Annotated in this window: 14 protein-coding genes; 1 reads left to right on the plus strand and 13 read right to left on the minus strand. The window is 69.8% G+C overall.

Annotated elements, in window-relative coordinates; genetic code table 11:
* The first annotated feature begins 44 nt into the window (after positions 1-44).
* Positions 45-3,188 carry an isoleucine--tRNA ligase gene (ileS, locus tag ACFYZZ_RS32700; RefSeq protein ID WP_389183689.1) on the plus strand — a complete coding sequence of 1,048 codons (3,144 nt, stop codon included), beginning with the start codon at positions 45-47 and terminating at the stop codon, positions 3,186-3,188.
* Positions 3,189-3,349: 161 nt separating this feature from the next.
* Here ileS and ACFYZZ_RS32705 read toward each other — a convergent pair whose 3' ends face one another.
* From ACFYZZ_RS32705 to ACFYZZ_RS32765, 13 genes are all read right to left on the minus strand, one after another.
* Complete coding sequence (locus tag ACFYZZ_RS32705) at positions 3,350-4,459, minus strand: DivIVA domain-containing protein (protein ID WP_389183692.1); 1,110 nt, start codon at positions 4,457-4,459, stop codon at positions 3,350-3,352.
* A gap of 55 nt (positions 4,460-4,514) precedes the next feature.
* Complete coding sequence (locus tag ACFYZZ_RS32710; protein WP_094220204.1) at positions 4,515-4,802, minus strand: YggT family protein; 288 nt, start codon at positions 4,800-4,802, stop codon at positions 4,515-4,517.
* A gap of 50 nt (positions 4,803-4,852) precedes the next feature.
* Positions 4,853-5,494: a cell division protein SepF gene (locus tag ACFYZZ_RS32715; protein ID WP_023551436.1), complete on the minus strand. Its 642-nt coding sequence runs from the start codon at positions 5,492-5,494 to the stop codon at positions 4,853-4,855.
* A gap of 128 nt (positions 5,495-5,622) precedes the next feature.
* Positions 5,623-6,342 carry a YggS family pyridoxal phosphate-dependent enzyme gene (locus tag ACFYZZ_RS32720; protein WP_389183697.1) on the minus strand — a complete coding sequence of 240 codons (720 nt, stop codon included), beginning with the start codon at positions 6,340-6,342 and terminating at the stop codon, positions 5,623-5,625.
* A gap of 6 nt (positions 6,343-6,348) precedes the next feature.
* Positions 6,349-7,077, minus strand: a complete 729-nt coding sequence (gene pgeF, locus ACFYZZ_RS32725; protein WP_389183700.1) for a peptidoglycan editing factor PgeF — start codon at positions 7,075-7,077, stop codon at positions 6,349-6,351.
* Positions 7,074-8,276 carry a cell division protein FtsZ gene (gene ftsZ / locus ACFYZZ_RS32730; protein ID WP_389183702.1) on the minus strand — a complete coding sequence of 401 codons (1,203 nt, stop codon included), beginning with the start codon at positions 8,274-8,276 and terminating at the stop codon, positions 7,074-7,076. The genes pgeF and ftsZ overlap by 4 nt, the downstream gene beginning before the upstream one ends.
* A gap of 278 nt (positions 8,277-8,554) precedes the next feature.
* The gene (locus tag ACFYZZ_RS32735; protein WP_389183705.1) at positions 8,555-9,349 is read right to left on the minus strand and encodes a cell division protein FtsQ/DivIB; all 795 of its coding nucleotides are present in this window, start codon (positions 9,347-9,349) and stop codon (positions 8,555-8,557) included.
* A 26-nt stretch (positions 9,350-9,375) separates the two neighbouring features.
* A complete protein-coding gene (gene murG / locus ACFYZZ_RS32740) occupies positions 9,376-10,464 on the minus strand; it encodes an undecaprenyldiphospho-muramoylpentapeptide beta-N-acetylglucosaminyltransferase (protein WP_145875226.1) in 1,089 nt (362 codons plus the stop codon).
* 6 nt (positions 10,465-10,470) lie between these two features.
* Positions 10,471-11,832, minus strand: coding sequence for a putative lipid II flippase FtsW (gene ftsW, locus ACFYZZ_RS32745; protein WP_389183708.1), 1,362 nt, complete (start codon positions 11,830-11,832; stop codon positions 10,471-10,473).
* A gap of 95 nt (positions 11,833-11,927) precedes the next feature.
* The gene (murD, locus tag ACFYZZ_RS32750) at positions 11,928-13,376 is read right to left on the minus strand and encodes a UDP-N-acetylmuramoyl-L-alanine--D-glutamate ligase (protein WP_389183711.1); all 1,449 of its coding nucleotides are present in this window, start codon (positions 13,374-13,376) and stop codon (positions 11,928-11,930) included.
* Positions 13,358-14,428 carry a phospho-N-acetylmuramoyl-pentapeptide-transferase gene (gene mraY / locus ACFYZZ_RS32755; RefSeq protein ID WP_389184265.1) on the minus strand — a complete coding sequence of 357 codons (1,071 nt, stop codon included), beginning with the start codon at positions 14,426-14,428 and terminating at the stop codon, positions 13,358-13,360. The genes murD and mraY overlap by 19 nt, the downstream gene beginning before the upstream one ends.
* A complete protein-coding gene (murF, locus tag ACFYZZ_RS32760; RefSeq protein ID WP_389183714.1) occupies positions 14,428-15,834 on the minus strand; it encodes a UDP-N-acetylmuramoyl-tripeptide--D-alanyl-D-alanine ligase in 1,407 nt (468 codons plus the stop codon). The genes mraY and murF overlap by 1 nt, the downstream gene beginning before the upstream one ends.
* A 4-nt stretch (positions 15,835-15,838) precedes the next feature.
* Positions 15,839-17,494, minus strand: coding sequence for a UDP-N-acetylmuramoyl-L-alanyl-D-glutamate--2,6-diaminopimelate ligase (locus ACFYZZ_RS32765; protein WP_389183717.1), 1,656 nt, complete (start codon positions 17,492-17,494; stop codon positions 15,839-15,841).
* Positions 17,495-17,535 lie beyond the last annotated feature (41 nt).

The following is a 17,535-nucleotide window of genomic DNA, read 5'->3' on the forward strand; positions in this document are numbered from 1 at the left end:
CCCTCCGACGGAAGGCAGCAAGTTCCGTTGGAGGATGCTCGCAGATGACAGCGCCGACGTACCGCCAGGTGCCCGCCCAGGTCGACCTGCCCGCGCTTGAGCACGCCGTGCTCGACTTCTGGCGCGACCAGAAGATCTTCGCCAAGAGCCTGGAGCAGTCCGAGGGCCGCCCGGAGTGGGTGTTCTACGAGGGCCCGCCCACCGCGAACGGCATGCCCGGCGCCCACCACATCGAGGCGCGGGTCTTCAAGGACGTCTTCCCCCGCTTCCGCACCATGCGCGGCTACCACGTGGCCCGCAAGGCCGGCTGGGACTGCCACGGCCTCCCGGTGGAGCTGGCGGTCGAGAAGGAGCTGGGCTTCTCCGGCAAGCAGGACATCGAGGCGTACGGCATCGCCGAGTTCAACGCCAAGTGCCGCGAGTCGGTGACCCGGCACACCGACGCCTTCACCGACCTGACGACCCGCATGGGCTACTGGGTCGACCTGGAAGACGCCTACCGGACCATGGACCCCGAGTACGTGGAGTCCGTCTGGTGGTCGCTGAAGGAGATCTTCAACAAGGGCTTGCTGGTCCAGGACCACCGCGTCGCCCCCTGGTGCCCGCGCTGCGGCACCGGCCTGTCCGACCACGAGCTGGCGCAGGGCTACGAGACGGTCGTGGACCCGTCCGTGTACGTCCGTTTCCCGCTCACCTCCGGACCGCTCGCCGGCGAAGCCGCGCTCCTGGTGTGGACGACGACCCCGTGGACCCTGGTGTCCAACACGGCGGTCGCCGCGCACCCCGAGGTCACCTACGTGGTCGCGACCGACGGCGAGGAGAAGCTCGTCGTCGCCGAGCCGCTCGTCGCCAAGGCGCTCGGCGAGGGCTGGGAGACCACCGGCCAGTCCTTCACGGGCGCCGAGATGGAGCGCTGGACGTATCAACGTCCGTTCGAGCTGGTGGAGTTCCCGGAGCCGGCCCACTACGTGGTGAACGCCGAGTACGTCACGACCGAGGACGGTACGGGTCTGGTCCACCAGTCCCCCGCCTTCGGTGAGGACGACCTCAGGGTCTGCCGGTCGTACGGCCTGCCGGTCGTGAACCCGGTCCGCCCCGACGGCACCTTCGAGGAGGACGTCCCACTCGTCGGCGGCGTCTTCTTCAAGAAGGCGGACGAGAAGCTCACCGAGGACCTCCAGCAGCGCGGTCTGCTCTTCAAGCACATCCCGTACGAGCACAGCTACCCGCACTGCTGGCGCTGCCACACCGCGCTGCTCTACTACGCGCAGCCCTCCTGGTACATCCGCACCACGGCGGTCAAGGACCGCCTGATCCAGGAGAACGAGCAGACCAACTGGTTCCCGGAGACGGTCAAGCACGGCCGGTTCGGCGACTGGCTGAACAACAACATCGACTGGGCGCTGTCCCGCAACCGCTACTGGGGCACCCCGCTGCCGATCTGGCGCTGCCAGGACGACCACCTCACCTGCGTCGGCTCCCGCGCGGAGCTGACCGAGCTGACCGGTACCGACCAGGCCGGCCTGGACCCGCACCGCCCGTACATCGACGACGTCACCTTCGCCTGCCGTCACGACGGCTGCGGCAAGACCGCCACGCGCGTGCCCGAGGTGATCGACGCCTGGTACGACTCGGGTTCGATGCCGTTCGCGCAGTGGGGCTACCCGCACAAGAACAAGGAGCTGTTCGAGAGCCGCTACCCGGCGCAGTTCATCTCCGAGGCGATCGACCAGACGCGCGGGTGGTTCTACACCCTCATGGCTGTCGGCACCCTCGTCTTCGACAAGTCGTCGTACGAGAACGTCGTGTGCCTCGGCCACATCCTCGCCGAGGACGGCCGCAAGATGTCCAAGCACCTGGGCAACACCCTGGACCCGATCCCGCTCATGGACCGGCACGGCGCGGACGCGGTGCGCTGGTTCATGGCGGCCGGCGGCTCCCCGTGGGCGGCCCGCCGGGTGGGCCACGGCACGATCCAGGAGGTCGTCCGCAAGACGCTGCTCACGTACTGGAACACGGTGGCCTTCCAGGCGCTGTACGCCCGTACCTCGAACTGGGCGCCGTCCGCTGCGGACCCGGCCCCGGCCGACCGCCCGGTGCTGGACCGCTGGCTGCTGTCCGAGCTGCACGCACTCACCGACCAGGTGACCCAGGCGCTGGAGGCGTACGACACCCAGCGCGCCGGCAAGCTGCTCTCCGCGTTCGTCGACGACCTGTCCAACTGGTACGTCCGCCGCTCGCGCCGCCGCTTCTGGCAGGGTGACAAGGCCGCGCTGCGCACGCTGCACGAGGTGCTGGAGACGGTCACGAAGCTGATGGCCCCGATCACCCCGTTCATCGCCGAGCGGGTGTGGCAGGACCTGGTGGTGCCGGTGACCCCGGGCGCCCCGGATTCGGTGCACCTGGCCTCCTGGCCCGAGGCGGACCTCGGCGCGATCAACCCCGACCTGTCGAAGCAGATGGTCCTGGTCCGCCGGCTGGTGGAGCTGGGCCGTGCCACGCGCGCGGAGTCGGGCGTCAAGACGCGCCAGCCGCTGTCCCGGGCCCTGATCGCCGCCACCGGCTTCGAGAACCTGGACCCCGAGCTGCACGTCCAGATCACCGAGGAGCTGAACGTCTCCGCGCTGGCGTCACTGTCCGAGGTCGGCGGCTCACTGGTGGACACCACCGCCAAGGCCAACTTCCGCGCCCTGGGCAAGCGGTTCGGCAAGCGCGTCCAGGACGTGGCCAAGGCCGTCGCGAACGCGGACGCGGCGGCGCTGTCCCTGGCCCTGCGCGAGGGCACGGCGTCGGTCGAGGTCGACGGGGAGACGGTCGCCCTCGCCCCGGACGAGGTGATCATCACGGAGACCCCGCGCGAGGGCTGGTCGGTGGCGTCCGACTCGGGCGCGACGGTCGCCCTGGACCTGGAGATCACCGAGGCGCTGCGGCAGGCGGGCCTGGCCCGTGACGCGATCCGGCTGATCCAGGAGGCCCGCAAGAACAGCGGCCTGGACGTCGCCGACCGGATCGCGCTGCGCTGGACCTCCACGGACACGGCAGTCATCGCGGCCCTGACCGAGCACAGCGAACTGATCGCCGAGGAGGTCCTGTCGACCGACTTCGGCCAGGGTGAGGCGGACGACAGCTTCGGCGAGCCGTTCACCGACGAGGGGCTGTCTCTCACGTTCCGGCTGCGCAAGGCCTGAGCGCTGATCGTTTGAAGGGCCCGGTCTCCGGCGAGGAGGCCGGGCCCCTTCTTCTCTGAGGCAGCAACACGCGTAAAAAGGGCGGGGCCCCGGACCGAAGTCCGGGGCCCCGCCCTGTTGAACGCTGCCGACGCCGTTGTCGTACTAGTGGCCGCGGCCCGTCAGTTGTCGTCCTCGTCGATCAGGAACCCGCGCATCGGCGAGGGTGCCTGGCCCATCGGGGACGGACCCTGCGGACGGACCGGAGCCATGGGCTGGGTCATCGCGGGGGTCATCTGCTGCTGGCCGCCGTAGGACGGGGCCGGCGGGGCCGGAGGGCCACCCATCGGCTGGTTGCCGCCGTAGGACGGCGCGCCCGCGCCGGCCGGTGCCATGGAGGGCGCCGGGGACGGCGGCAGGGAGGCGGTGGCCGGGGTGCGCGGCGGAGCCAGGGAGTCGTCGGCCTGCGTCTCCAGCTGGCGCAGCTGCGACTCCAGGTACGACTTCAGACGCGTGCGGTACTCGCGCTCGAAGCCGCGCAGGTCCTCGACCTTGCGCTCCAGCGTGGCGCGCGCGGACTCCAGGGAGCCCATGGCGACGCGGTGCTTCTCCTGCGCGTCCCGCTCCAGCGCGTCCGCCTTGGCACGGGCGTCACGCTCCAGACCCTCGGCGCGGCTGCGGGCCTCGCCGACGATCTTGTTGGCCTCGGAGCGGGCCTCGGCGATCGCCTGGTCGGCGGTCTGCTGAGCCAGCGAGAGGACACGGGCGGCGCTGTCGCCACCGGGGCCCTGACCGGGGCCGCCCATCGGACCGCCCATCGGGCCGCCCATCGGGCCACCCATCTGCTGCGGCATGGGCGGCTGACCACCCATGGGGCCCTGGCCCATCGGACCCTGGCCCATCGGGCCGGGACCCTGCGGGCCGCCCTGACCGCCGGGACCGGCGGGCAGCTGCGGGGCACCGCTCGGCAGCTGGGGCGGACCACCCATGGGGCCACCCATCTGCTGCTGCGGCGGGCCCGATATGCCGGCGGGTACCGGAGCGCCCGGACCTCGCATGCCCTGCTGCTGGTCCTGCGGCTCCGGAGGCTTGCGCATGTTCTGCTGGTTCTGGGCAGCAGCGCGCGTGGCCGCGGCCAGCTTGGCGCGCAGGTCCTCGTTCTCGCGGAGCAGACGGGTCAGTTCGGCTTCGACCTCGTCGAGGAAGGCATCGACCTCGTCCTCGTCATAGCCTTCTCGGAGGCGGACGGTCGTGAACTGCTTGTTCCGCACGTCCTCGGGGGTCAACGGCATCTCTTCACCTCAACGTAGTCATCGGCAGTCGGCAAGACCGTATCGTCCACTCTCATCACAAGAAGCTCTGCACAACGGAGATGAGGATGTAGACGATGATCATCAGTACGAAGAAGGACAGGTCGAGCGCCACGCCCCCGAGACGCAGCGGCGGGATGAACCGCCGCAGAAGCTTCAGCGGTGGATCGGTGACAGTGTAGGTGGCCTCAAGGACGACCACCATCGCCTTGCCGGGTTGCCACGAGCGGGCGAACTGAAAGACATAGTCCATGACCAGCCGGAAGATGAGCACAACGAGGAACACCATCAGCGCGATGTAGATCACCTGCGCGAACACGCTCATGGCCTGGACTTCCCTCTCCCCTGTTCCGTGCTTCTTTCCGGTGGTGCGTCTCAGCTCTGGTTGAAGAACCCGCCCTCTGCGATGCGGGCCTTGTCCTCCGCCGTGACATCGACGTTAGCAGGAGACAACAGGAATACCTTCTGCGTCACCCGCTCGATGCTGCCGTGAAGACCAAACACCAAACCGGCCGCAAAGTCGACAAGTCGCTTCGCGTCTGTGTCATCCATCTCAGTCAGATTCATGATCACCGGGGTGCCCTCACGGAAGTGTTCCCCGATGGTACGGGCCTCGTTGTACGTCCGCGGGTGAAGCGTGGTGATCCGGTAAGGCTCTCGTTCCGACACAACCTTGGGCATGATCACCGGTGCGTTCTTCTCCAGGGACTGACGTTCTTGTGTGATGGATGCCACGGGCGCGATGCGCGCCGGACGTCCGGATTCCGCGGCGAGCGAAGTCGAACGGGCCACCGGTTCACGCGGTGCGGGCGGCTGCACGATTCGCACCTCTTCGTCCCTTTGGGACTGATGTGCACTGTGCGACTGGTGTGACGATTCATGCCGTCGGTGGTCCCGCTCGGGCTCCGGGTCCAGTTCGGGCTCGAAGTCGTCGTCGGGGTCGAATCCGCGGCCGTCGTACCCATCGTCCTCCACGAGGCCGAGGTAGACCGCCATCTTGCGCATCGCGCCGGCCATGCTCTGAGTCCTCCGCTCTGTGGTGGATCGACTGACGACTGCCAAGTGCCCGCGATCCACGAGGTCGTTGTGCCCGCCTTCACAGGCACTGACCATATTTTCTGCTGTGGTCCGACTTCTTGGCGACGTTACCCGAGCCTGGGGCGGACTCCGAGTACCGCGGTGCCGACGCGCACATGTGTCGCCCCGGCGGCCACGGCCTGTTCGAGGTCCGCACTCATCCCTGCCGACACCATGGTTGCAGCCGGATGGGCTCGGCGCAGGTCAGTCGACAAATCCATGAGCCGCTCGAATGCCGCCTGTTCGCGTCCCGCGTACTCCCCGGTGAGCGGAGCGACGGTCATCAGTCCGTCGAGCCGCAGTCCGGGCGAACCGGCCACGAGGTCGGCCAACTCTTCGATTCCGCCGGGCGCCACGCCACCGCGCTCGCCCCGCAGGCTCTCGCCGGCGTCGAGCGCGACCTGGATGAGACACCCCACCTCGCGCTCCACCCGCACGGCCTCCTTCGACAGCGCGGTGACGAGTCGCGCGCGATCGATGGACTGCACGACATCGGCGTAACCGACCACGGAACGTACCTTGTTGGTCTGCAACTGGCCGACAAAATGCCAATTCAGGGGCAGATCCGCACAAGCCGCGGCCTTCGGTGCCGCGTCCTGGTCCCGGTTCTCGGCGACATGACGCACACCGAGTTCCGACAGAATCCGCACATCACTCGCCGGGTAGGTCTTGGTGACCACGATCAGGGTCACCTCTTCCCGCCCCCGCCCGGCCGCCGCGCACGCGGCGGCGATGCGCTGCTCGACTTTCGCCAGATTTGCGGCGAGTTCGGTCTTACGGTCCGTCATGCCCCATCAGTCCAGCCAGACGTAGCCCGCGAGCCGCCCGGTGGTGCGGTCACGGCGGTACGAGAAGTGATCGCCCGACTCCAGCGTGCACACCGGCGAGTGCGCCCGGTCGCACACCCCGAGCCGGTCGAGCTGTGCGTGCACTCCGGCGCTCACGTCGACCGCGGGTGTGCCCCAGCTCGTCTCGGCGTGCGCCGTCGGCTCGACGGCGGCCACTTCGGCGCGCATCTGCTCCGGCATCTCGTAGCACCGGCCGCAGACGGCCGGTCCGGTGCGGGCGACGATCCGGCCCGGCTCGGCGCCGAGTTCGGCCATGGCCCGTACGGCAGCGGAAACGATCCCCTTGACCATGCCGGGCCGCCCGGCGTGCGCCGCGGCCACGACCCCGGCGACGGGGTCGGCCAGCAGCACCGGCACGCAGTCGGCGGTGAGGACGGCCAGGGCGAGTCCCCGGCGGACGGTGACGATCGCGTCGACCTCCGGTACGGGCCGTTCACCCCAGGGCGCGTCCACGACGGCCACGTCGGCGCCGTGCACCTGGTTCATCCAGACGACCTGCCCGGCGTCCAGCCCGAGCGCCTTCGCGGCCAGCTCCCGGTTCCCCCGCACGGCCGCGGGATCGTCCCCGACCGCGCCGCCGAGGTTGAGCTCCTCATACGGAGCGGCGCTCACCCCGCCCCACCGGTCGGTGAAGGCGAAGTGCGCGCCGCTCACGCTCTCGCGCTGTCCTATCACTTCAGGAAGTCCGGGACGTCCAGTTCCTCGGCCGCGCTGTCCGAGTAGTTCCGCGACGACGGGACCGGCGGGGCGGCCGGGACGTCGGCCACCGGCTCGGGCGTCGGCTCCGGCTCCTCCTTCGGGGTCACGCTGCCCAGCGAGCCGAAGGACGGGCGGCTCTCCGGCTGCCGTACCGGAGCGGACTCCTCGCGGCGGGCCGGGGCCGAGGAGGACGCCGAACCGAGAACATTGTCCCGGCGGGCCGGCGGCTGGCCGCCGTCGAAGCCGGCCGCGATCACGGTGACCCGCACCTCGTCGCCGAGGGCGTCGTCGATGACCGCGCCGAAGATGATGTTGGCCTCGGGGTGGGCGGCCTCGCTGACCAGCTGGGCGGCCTCGTTGATCTCGAACAGGCCGAGGTCGGAGCCGCCGGAGATGGAGAGCAGGACGCCCCGGGCGCCGTCGATGGAGGCCTCGAGGAGCGGCGAGGAGATCGCCATCTCGGCGGCGGCCACCGCGCGGTCGTCGCCGCGGGCCGAGCCGATGCCCATCAGGGCCGAGCCGGCCTCGGACATGACCGACTTGACGTCGGCGAAGTCGAGGTTGATCAGACCGGGGGTGGTGATGAGGTCGGTGATGCCCTGAACACCGGAGAGCAGGACCTGGTCGGCGGACTTGAAGGCGTCCAGGACCGAGACCTGGCGGTCCGAGATGGACAGCAGCCGGTCGTTCGGGATGACGATGAGGGTGTCGACCTCTTCGCGCAGCTCGGCGATGCCGTCCTCGGCCTGGTTCGCGCGGCGCCGTCCCTCGAAGGTGAACGGACGCGTGACCACGCCGATGGTGAGGGCGCCCAGCGAGCGCGCGATGTTGGCCACGACGGGCGCGCCGCCGGTGCCGGTGCCGCCGCCTTCACCGGCCGTCACGAAGACCATGTCGGCCCCCTTGAGGACCTCCTCGATCTCCTCGCGGTGGTCCTCGGCGGCCTTGCGGCCGACGGCCGGGTTGGCTCCGGCGCCGAGTCCGCGGGTGAGTTCGCGGCCGACGTCGAGCTTCACGTCGGCGTCGCTCATCAACAGCGCCTGTGCGTCGGTGTTGATGGCGATGAACTCGACACCCTTGAGACCGACCTCGATCATCCGGTTGATGGCATTGACACCACCGCCGCCGACACCGATGACCTTGATGACTGCGAGGTAGTTCTGCGGTGCTGCCACGTCGAAGGCCTCTCGCCTCGAATTACGTTGTCGCCACCGGGCGGTTCCCCGCACCGGGACGACGGATGCCGAATGGGACGGTCCGAACGCCGACCCGAACCCTAACCCTGAAGTTTAGGGTTACCAGTGTGTCTGTTCCCTGGAGTCTTCTGAACAGGACACTAAGTCGACAAGTGGCGCCCGTTCAACGAACACGCCGAACCTCCCGTTTTTCTTTTCACCCTATGTGATCAGCCGTAGCAGTGCCCAACCAGGGTGCTGGCCTGCGCTGATGTGCGTCAACTCCCCGATGACGCAGGGGCGGTGGGGACGCTGACATCGAAGTGCCGCGCACCGGGAGCTGCTTTCATGAGAGCTGTGAGGGCCCGTGCCTTGGCGCGGCCGTTCTCGCCGCTGCCCCATGCCACGGTGCGGCCGTCGCCCAACTCCAGCGAGATGTCGTCGTAGGAACGGACTTGGACGGTCCGGGTGTCCCGGGCGACCGCGGCCGGCAGGTCGCCGCCGACCTGGACCGCCTCGCGCACCAGCCGGTCGGTGCCGAAACGCCGGAAGCTGGCGGAACCGGAACCCTTGCGGGATGCGGTCAATTCCAGCGTCGGAACGCCTTTCAGCGCCTGCGAAACCTTGGCGAAACGGACACCTTCCTCGTCGACTTCGACGAAGTTCCCCGCTTTTCGGACAAGCAGCACCGGGGTGCGCTCGACGACTTTCAGGCCGATTCCATGCGGCCAGGAACGGACGACATCAACGGTGTCAATTCGGGGCAATTTCCGGCGAAGTCGGGCCGCGATGGCGTCCGTGTCCACGGAAATCAGCGGGTCCCCGACCGGCACGGAGGCGGCCTCGCGCACGTCGGCCGGGGTCAGGACACGGGTGCCCGAGACCGAGACGCGCTGCACACGCAGCCACGAGGAGCCGTACAACGCCCAAGCGGAACCCGCCCCGAGGAGCACCAGAGCGACCGCCAGAATGACGATCGTACGAAGGCGGAGTTTCCTCAACCTTCGCGCGAGCGGCGGGCCGGACGACTCCTGCTGGCGTTCACCGCGCTCGGCGGTCGTCGGTCCGGCCACGCTCACTGCCCCTTCGTCATACAGTCCTATCGGCGCGAGGCGATCGCCTCGTACACCATGCCGACCAGCAGCTCGTCGGCGTCCCGGCGACCGAACTCGCTTGCCGCGCGTGACATCTCGTACAGCCGGTGCGGGTCGGCGAGCACGGGCAGGACGTTCTGCTGCACCCACTCGGGGGTCAGCTCCGCGTCGTCGACGAGGAGTCCGCCGCCGGCCTTCACCACCGGCTGGGCGTTCAGCCGCTGTTCGCCGTTGCCGATGGGCAGCGGGACGTAGGCGGCCGGGAGCCCGACGGCGGAGAGTTCGGCGACGGTCATCGCGCCCGCGCGGCAGAGCATCAGGTCGGCCGCGGCGTACGCGAGGTCCATCCGGTCCAGGTAACTTACCGGGATGTAGGGGGGCATTCCCGGCATCTGCTGCACCTGCGGCAGTTCGTTCTTCGGGCCGACCGCGTGCAGGATCTGGATGCCGGCCTGCTGCAGCCAGGGAGCGACCTGCTGGACGACCTCGTTGAGGCGCCGGGCACCCTGCGAACCGCCGGAGACGAGCAGCGTGGGCAGGTTCGGGTCGAGGCCGAAGCGGGCGCGGGCCTCGGGGCGGGCGGCGGCGCGGTCCAGGGTCGCGATGGAGCGGCGCAGCGGGATGCCGATGTAGCGGGCGTCGCGCAGCTTGCTGTCCGGAGTGGAGACGGCGACCCGGGCCGCGTACCGCGAGCCGATCTTGTTCGCCAGGCCGGGCCGCGCGTTGGCCTCGTGGATCACGATGGGCACCCCGAGGCGCTTGGCGGCCAGGTAGCCGGGCAGGGCGACGTAGCCGCCGAAGCCGACCACACAGTCGGCCTTGGTGCGCTCCAGGATCTGCTCGGCGGCCTTGATCGTGCCGCGCAGCCGGCCCGGAACGGTGATCAGTTCGGGCGTGGGCTTGCGGGGCAGTGGCACCGCGGGGATCAGCGCCAGCTCGTAGCCGCGCTCCGGGACGAGTCGGGTCTCAAGTCCGCGTTCCGTGCCCAGGGCCGTGATCCCCACGGTCGGATCCTGCCTGCGCAGGGCGTCCGCGAGGGCGAGCGCGGGCTCGATGTGGCCGGCGGTCCCCCCACCAGCGAGTACGACATGCACCGAAATTCACCGCTCTCCGGACGAACGCGCCACCGAGGCACGCCGTCGCATCGTGTTCCATCTCCGAGGCCCCCGATCCATCCTGGCGCCTCCAGCCCGCTTTCTACCAAAGCGAGGTTGCCGCATGGCAAGCGCCGCCCGCGCAGCGGGCTCGTCGCGTGCGAAGGCGATCAGCAGCCCGATGGCGAACATGGTCGGCAGCAGGGCGGACCCTCCGTAGGAGAACAGCGGGAGGGGGACGCCGGCGATCGGCAGCAGACCGAGCACCGCACCGATGTTGATCACCGCCTGGGTGGTGATCCAGGTGGTCACGCCTCCCGCGGCGTACCTCACGAAGGGGTCCTCCGTGCGTCCGGCCACGCGGATACCCGCATAGCCTAGAGCCGCGAACAGGGCGAGCACCGACAGCGTCCCCGCAAGGCCCAGTTCCTCACCGGTGACGGCGAAAATGAAGTCGGTGTGTGCTTCAGGTAGTTGGCCCCATTTTTCCACACTCGCGCCGAGACCGGATCCGAAGAGTCCGCCGGAGGCGAGGGCGTAGATCCCGTGCACGGCCTGCCAGCAGTCGGCGACCCCGGACTTCGGCTCGGTTGCGCCAATGCAGGCGAGCCGGGCCATCCGGTTGGGGCTGGTCTTGATCAGGACCACACCGATCAGACCGGCGATCGAGAGGACGCCGGCGAACAGCCGGGTCGGCGCCCCCGCGAGCCACAGCAGGCCGAACAGGATCGCCGTGAGAATGATCGCGGTGCCCATGTCGCCGCCGAGCATGATCAGGCCCAGCAGCAGGAAGGTGACCGGCACCAGCGGCACCAGCATGTGTTTCCACTGGGTCAGCAGCTTCTTCTCCTGCTTGCGGGCCATCAGGTCGGCGCCCCACAGCACCAGGGCGAGCTTGCCGAACTCGCTGGGCTGGATCTGGAAGGAGCCGCCGAGGGAGATCCAGTTCTGGTTGCCGTTGACCGCCATCCCTATCCCCGGCACCTGCACCAGGACCATCAGGAAGACGGCACCGGCGAGGATCGGGTAGGCGAGTGCCCGGTGCAGCTTCACCGGCATACGGGAGGCGGCGAACAGCAGTCCGCTGCCGATGAGCGCGGCGAGGAACTGCTTGCGGAAGAAGTACGACCCCGGCAGCGACAACTGCAGCGCGGTGATCTGGGAGGCCGAGTAGACCATCACCAGGCCCAGCACGGTGATCAGCAGGCTGCCACCGAGGATCAGGTAGTAGGCGGTCAGCGGCCGGTCCCAGGCCTTGCGCGCGCGCAGGTAGAGCCGCAGGAGAGGGTTGTCGCCCGACGGCCGGGGTGCCGTGGGCCTTCTGGCGGCGCGCTGAACCGGGGGACGGCCTGTACGGCTACTGGGCATCACCAGCTCCTCGCACCCGCCGACCAAACCCGAGCCACATCCGCCTCACGCGTACCTCCAAGGGTCCCGAAGCACCCAGGGGGTGAGACCCGCCGTCAGGCGCCCGCTCCGAGTTCGCGGACCGCCTCCGCGAACGCGTCACCGCGCTGGTTGTAGTTGGTGAACATGTCCATGGAGGCGCAGGCCGGGGCCAGCAGCACCGTGTCGCCGGGCTGCGCGAGCCGCTTCGCCTCCGTCACCGCCTGGAGCATCGCCCCAGTGTCGGCCCGTTCGAGGTCGACGACGGGTACTTCCGGGGCGTGTCGCGCGAGGGCCTCGCGGATCAGGGCACGATCGGAGCCGATCAGGACGGCACCGCGAAGTCGCTTTGCCGACTTGGCGACCAGCTCGTCGAAGGTCGCGCCCTTCGCCAGACCGCCCGCAATCCATACGATCGGTTCATATGCCGCCAACGAGGCTTCCGCGGCATGGGTGTTGGTCGCCTTGGAGTCGTCCACGTACGCCACCGCGTCGATGTCGGCGACGTGCGCGATGCGGTGGGCGTCCGGCCTGAAGGCCCTGAGGCCGTCGCGTACGGCCTTGGCGGGCACCCCGAAGGCGCGCGCGAGGCCCGCGGCGGCAAGGGCGTTGGCGATGTTGTGCGGGGCCGGCGGGTTGACGTCGGAGACCTCGGCCAGCTCCTGCGCGTTCTTGTGGCGGTTCTCCACGAAGGCGCGGTCGATCAGGATCCCGTCCACGACGCCGAGTTGGGAGGGGCCCGGGGTGCCGAGGGTGAAGCCGATGGCGCGGCAGCCCTCCTCCACGTCCGCCTCGCGCACCAGGTCCTCGGTGAGCTTGTCGGCCACGTTGTAGACGCAGGCGACCCGATTGCCTTCGTAGATGCGGCCCTTGTCGGCGGCGTACGCCTCCATGGAGCCGTGCCAGTCGAGGTGATCCGGGGCGAGGTTCAGGACGGCCGCGGAGTGGGCGCGCAGGGAGGGCGCCCAGTGGAGCTGGTAGCTGGACAGTTCGACGGCCAGGACGTCGTACCGCTCCTCGCCGAGGACCGCGTCCAGCAGGGAGACGCCGATGTTGCCGACGGCGGCCGTGCGCAGGCCTGCGGCCCTCAGGATCGACGCCAGCATCTGGACGGTGGTGGTCTTGCCGTTGGTGCCGGTCACGGCCAGCCAGGGGGCCGCGTCGGGGCCCCGCAGGCGCCAGGCCAGCTCCACGTCGCCCCAGACGGGCACACCCGCCTGCTGGGCCGCGAGGAACAGCGGCTTGTCCGGCTTCCAGCCGGGCGCGGTGACGATCAGCTCGGTGCCCTCGGGAAGCGTCGCGCCGTCGCCGAGGCGCACGGTGATCCCGAGCGCCTCCAGCTCCGCGGCCTGCTCACGCGCGCGTGCGTCGTCGCCGTCGTTGACGACCGTGACGATCGCGCCGCGCGCGTGCAGCACTTTCGCCGCCGGGACGCCGGAGACGCCGAGCCCGGCGACGGTGACGTGCTTGCCCTGGAAGTCAGAAGGCTCAGAAGGCACCGAGGAGGTCACTTGTCCGCTGCCCATCCCGCATAGAAGAGGCCAAGTCCGACAATTACACAGATTCCCTGGATGATCCAGAAGCGGACCACCACCAGGACTTCGGACCAGCCCTTGAGTTCGAAGTGGTGCTGGAGTGGCGCCATCCGGAAGACGCGCTTGCCGGTGAGCCGGAAGGAGCCGACCTGGATGACGACCGACATGGTGATGAGGACGAACAGGCCGCCCATGATGGCCACCAGCAGCTCCGTGCGGGAGAGGATGGCCAGGCCCGTCAGGACACCACCGAGGGCGAGCGAACCGGTGTCGCCCATGAAGATCTTCGCCGGCGAGGTGTTCCACCACAGGAAGCCCAGGCAGGCGCCCATCAGGGCGGAGGCGATCACGGCGAGGTCGAGCGGGTCGCGCACCTCGTAGCAGGCGGCCGGGTTGGTCAGGGTCTGCGCGTTGGCGCAGGACTCCTGGAACTGCCAGACGCCGATGAACGTGTAGGCGCCGAAGACGAGGACGGAGGCGCCGGTGGCGAGGCCGTCCAGACCGTCGGTGAGGTTCACGCCGTTCGACATCGCCAGGATCATGAACAGCGCCCAGACGACGAACAGCACCGGGCCGATCGACCAGCCGAAGTCCGTGATGAACGACAGCTTGGTGGAGGCCGGGGTGTTGCCCCGGGAGTCGGAGAACATCAGCGACAGCACCGCGAAGGAGATGCCGACGATCAGCTGGCCGGCCATCTTCGCCTTGGCCCGCAGACCGAGCGAACGCCGCTTGACGATCTTGATGTAGTCGTCCAGGAAGCCGACCAGACCCATGCCGAACATCAGGCCGAGCACCAGCAGGCCGGAGTAGGTGGGCGGGTAGCCGGTGATGAGCTTGCTCAGGAAGTACGCGGCGATCGTCGCCAGGATGAAGGCGATACCACCCATGGTGGGCGTACCGCGCTTGCTGGCGTGCTCGCGCGGGCCGTCGTCACGGATGTACTGGCCGTACCCCTTGCGGGCCAGCAGCTTGATCAGCAGCGGGGTCCCGATCAGGGTCAGGAAGAGGCCGATGACTCCCGAGAACAGGATCTGCTTCATCATCGGGCGGCAACCTCACCCTCGGCACCGGCCTCGACGAGCGCCTGGGCGACGCTTTCGAGCCCCACCGAACGGGACGCCTTCACGAGCACGACGTCCCCTGGGCGCAACTCGCTGCGCAACAGGTCGACCGCCGCCTGTGCGTCGGACACGTGCACCGACTCCTCACCCCACGAACCCTCGTTATATGCGCCCAGTTGCAGCCAGGAGGCCTCAATCCCCCCGACCGCGACGAGCTTGCTGACGTTGAGCCGGACGGCGAGCCGTCCGACGGCGTCGTGCTCGGCGAGCGCCTCGTCCCCCAGCTCGGCCATCTTGCCGAGCACCGCCCACGTGCGGCGCCCCTTGCCCATGGCCGCGAGCGCCCTGAGGGCGGCCCGCATGGACTCGGGGTTGGCGTTGTAGGCGTCGTTGACGATGGTCACGCCGTCCGGGCGCTCGGTGACCTCCATCCGCCAGCGGGAGAGGGAGCCCGCCTCGGAGAGCGCGGTGGCGATCTCTTCCGCGGACAGGCCCAGCTCATGGGCGACGGCGGCCGCGGCGAGCGCGTTCGACACGTGGTGCTCACCGTACAGGCGCATGGTCACATCGCTTGCACCGGAGGGTGTGTGAAGCCTGAAGGCGGGCTGTCCGCTGTCCGTGAGTCGCACGTTCTCGGCGCGTACGTCCGCTTCGGCCGACTCTCCGAAAAGGACCACCTTCGCCTTGGTACGGGAGGCCATGGCACGGACCAACGGGTCGTCGGCGTTGAGGATCGCGGCTCCGTCCTCGGGCAGCGTCTCCACCAGCTCGCCCTTGGCCTGCGCGATCTGCTCACGGCCGCCGAACTCGCCGATGTGGGCGGTGCCGACGTTGAGCACCAGGCCGATCTTCGGCGGGGTGAGGTCGGTGAGGTAGCGGATGTGGCCGATGCCGCGCGCGCCCATCTCCAGGACGAGGAACCTGGTGTCCTCGGTGGCGGACAGGGCGGTCAGCGGCAGCCCGATCTCGTTGTTGAGCGAGCCGGGCGTGAACACGGTCGGCGCCTTGCTCCGGAGCACCTGGGCGATGAGGTCCTTGGTGCTGGTCTTGCCGGCCGAGCCGGTCAGCGCGACGAGGGTCGCGCCGAGCCGTCGTACGACATGGCGGGCGAGGGCGCCGAGGGCGGTCTGGACGTCGTCCACGACGATCGCGGGCACGCCGACGGGACGCGACGCCAGTACGGCGACCGCGCCCGCCTCCACGACGGCCTGCGCGAAGTCGTGGCCGTCCACGCGCTCGCCGACGAAGGCGGCGAACAGGGTGCCTGGCACCACCTCGCGGGAGTCCCGTACGACCGGTCCGGTGACCTGGACGGACGGATCCGGTATGTCGTGCGTCTGCCCGCCGACGACTGCTGCGATCTCGGCGAGGGAGAGGGCGATCACAAGTTCATCCCTGGGTCTTCTGGATAGCTTCGCGAAGCACCTGGCGGTCGTCGAAGGGACGGATCACGCCGGCGATGTCCTGGCCCTGCTCGTGGCCCTTGCCCGCGACCAGCACGGTGTCGCCGGGCCGTGCCCGGCCCACGGCGGCCTCGATCGCGGCGGCCCGGTCCTCGAACAGGAGCACCTCGCCGCGCTCGTGCGCGGGCACGGAGGCCGCGCCCTGGAGCATGGTCGCGAGGATCGCGAGCGGATCCTCGGAGCGGGGGTTGTCGGAGGTCAGTACGGCCGTGTCGGAGAGCCGGGCCGCGGCGGCGCCCATCGGGGCGCGCTTGGTCTGGTCGCGGTCGCCGCCGCAGCCGAGAACGACGTGCAGCCGGCCCTTGGTGACCTTGCGCAGCGCCTTGAGCACCGACTCGACGGCGTCGGTCTTGTGCGCGTAGTCGACGACCGCGAGGTAGGGCTGCCCGGCGTCCACCCGCTCCAGGCGGCCGGGGACCCCCGGTACGGCGGCGACGCCGTCTGCGGCGACCTGCGGGTCGAGGCCGGCCACGGCGAGGGCGACGATGGCGGCGAGGGTGTTCGCCACGTTGAAGGGGCCCGGCAGCGGCGACTTGGCGTGGACGCGCTCGCCCTGGGGGCCGACGACGGTGAACGTCGAGTCCATGGGGCCGACCTCGACGTCCTGGGCGCGCCAGTCGGCGTCGGGGTGGCCCTCGGCGGAGAAGGTGACGACCGGGACGGTCGCCTCCTCGGCGAGCCGGCGGCCGTACTCGTCGTCGGCGTTGATCACACCGAGTTTGCTGCGTTTCGGCGTGAACAGCTGCGCTTTGGCCCGGAAGTAGTCCTCCATGTCGGAGTGGAACTCCATGTGCTCCGGGCTGAGGTTGTTGAACACGGCGATGTCGAAGACGCAGCCGTCGACCCGGCCGAGGACCAGGGCGTGGCTGGAGACCTCCATGGCGACCGCCTCGACGCCGCGTTCGCGCATGACGGCGAACAGGGCCTGCAGGTCGGTGGCTTCGGGGGTGGTGCGCTCGGACTTGATGCGCTCCTCGCCGATGCGCATCTCGACGGTGCCGATGAGTCCGGTGTCGCGGGTGGTCTTGAGACCGCCCTCGACCAGGTAGGCGGTGGTGGTCTTGCCGGAGGTGCCGGTGATGCCGATCTGGAGCAGGTCGCGGCCGGGGTGGCCGTAGATCGTCGCCGCCAGTTCGCCCATCCGCCCGCGCGGGTCCGCCACGACCAGGACCGGCAGTCCGGTCGCCGCGGCGCGCTCGGCGCCCGTCGGGTCGGTCAGCACGGCGACCGCGCCGAGGCCGGCGGCCTGGGTCACGAAGTCGGCGCCGTGCAGGCGGGCCCCCGGAAGGGCGGCGTACACGTCTCCGGGGCGGACGGCGCGCGAGTCGTGGGTGATCCCCGTGACCTCGGCGGCGCTGTCCGGGACGGCGGCACCCAGCTGATCGGCCAGCTCCGCGAGGGGTGTGGCGGAGACCTGAACCGGTCGCGGCGGTCCCGGATATGTCACGGAAGCGCCCTTCTGGGAGGTTTGGGACTGATCAGCGTGTGGCACGGCGGTGAGCGTACCGGGCGCACCCGCTCCGGAGCGAAGTGAGGGCTCTGCGGCGCCTTGGTTCCCGGAATCGGGGGTGATCGTTCTCACGGGCTCGTTCCTGGTGGTGTTCCGGTGGTGCGGGGCGGGGC

It is taken from the genome of Streptomyces sp. NPDC001816 (genome assembly GCF_042892235.1).
In the GTDB taxonomy this organism is placed as follows: domain Bacteria; phylum Actinomycetota; class Actinomycetes; order Streptomycetales; family Streptomycetaceae; genus Streptomyces.

Coding starts and splice junctions, on each gene's coding strand:
- ileS (WP_389183689.1), top strand. CDS start 45: ATGACAGCGCCGACGTACCGCCAGGTGCCCGCCCAGGTCGACCTGCCC.
- murD (WP_389183711.1), bottom strand. CDS start 13,376: ATGGGCAGCGGACAAGTGACCTCCTCGGTGCCTTCTGAGCCTTCTGAC.
- ACFYZZ_RS32705 (WP_389183692.1), bottom strand. CDS start 4,459: ATGCCGTTGACCCCCGAGGACGTGCGGAACAAGCAGTTCACGACCGTC.
- mraY (WP_389184265.1), bottom strand. CDS start 14,428: ATGAAGCAGATCCTGTTCTCGGGAGTCATCGGCCTCTTCCTGACCCTG.
- ftsW (WP_389183708.1), bottom strand. CDS start 11,832: ATGCCCAGTAGCCGTACAGGCCGTCCCCCGGTTCAGCGCGCCGCCAGA.
- ACFYZZ_RS32710 (WP_094220204.1), bottom strand. CDS start 4,802: ATGAGCGTGTTCGCGCAGGTGATCTACATCGCGCTGATGGTGTTCCTC.
- ACFYZZ_RS32715 (WP_023551436.1), bottom strand. CDS start 5,494: ATGGCCGGCGCGATGCGCAAGATGGCGGTCTACCTCGGCCTCGTGGAG.
- ACFYZZ_RS32720 (WP_389183697.1), bottom strand. CDS start 6,342: ATGACGGACCGTAAGACCGAACTCGCCGCAAATCTGGCGAAAGTCGAG.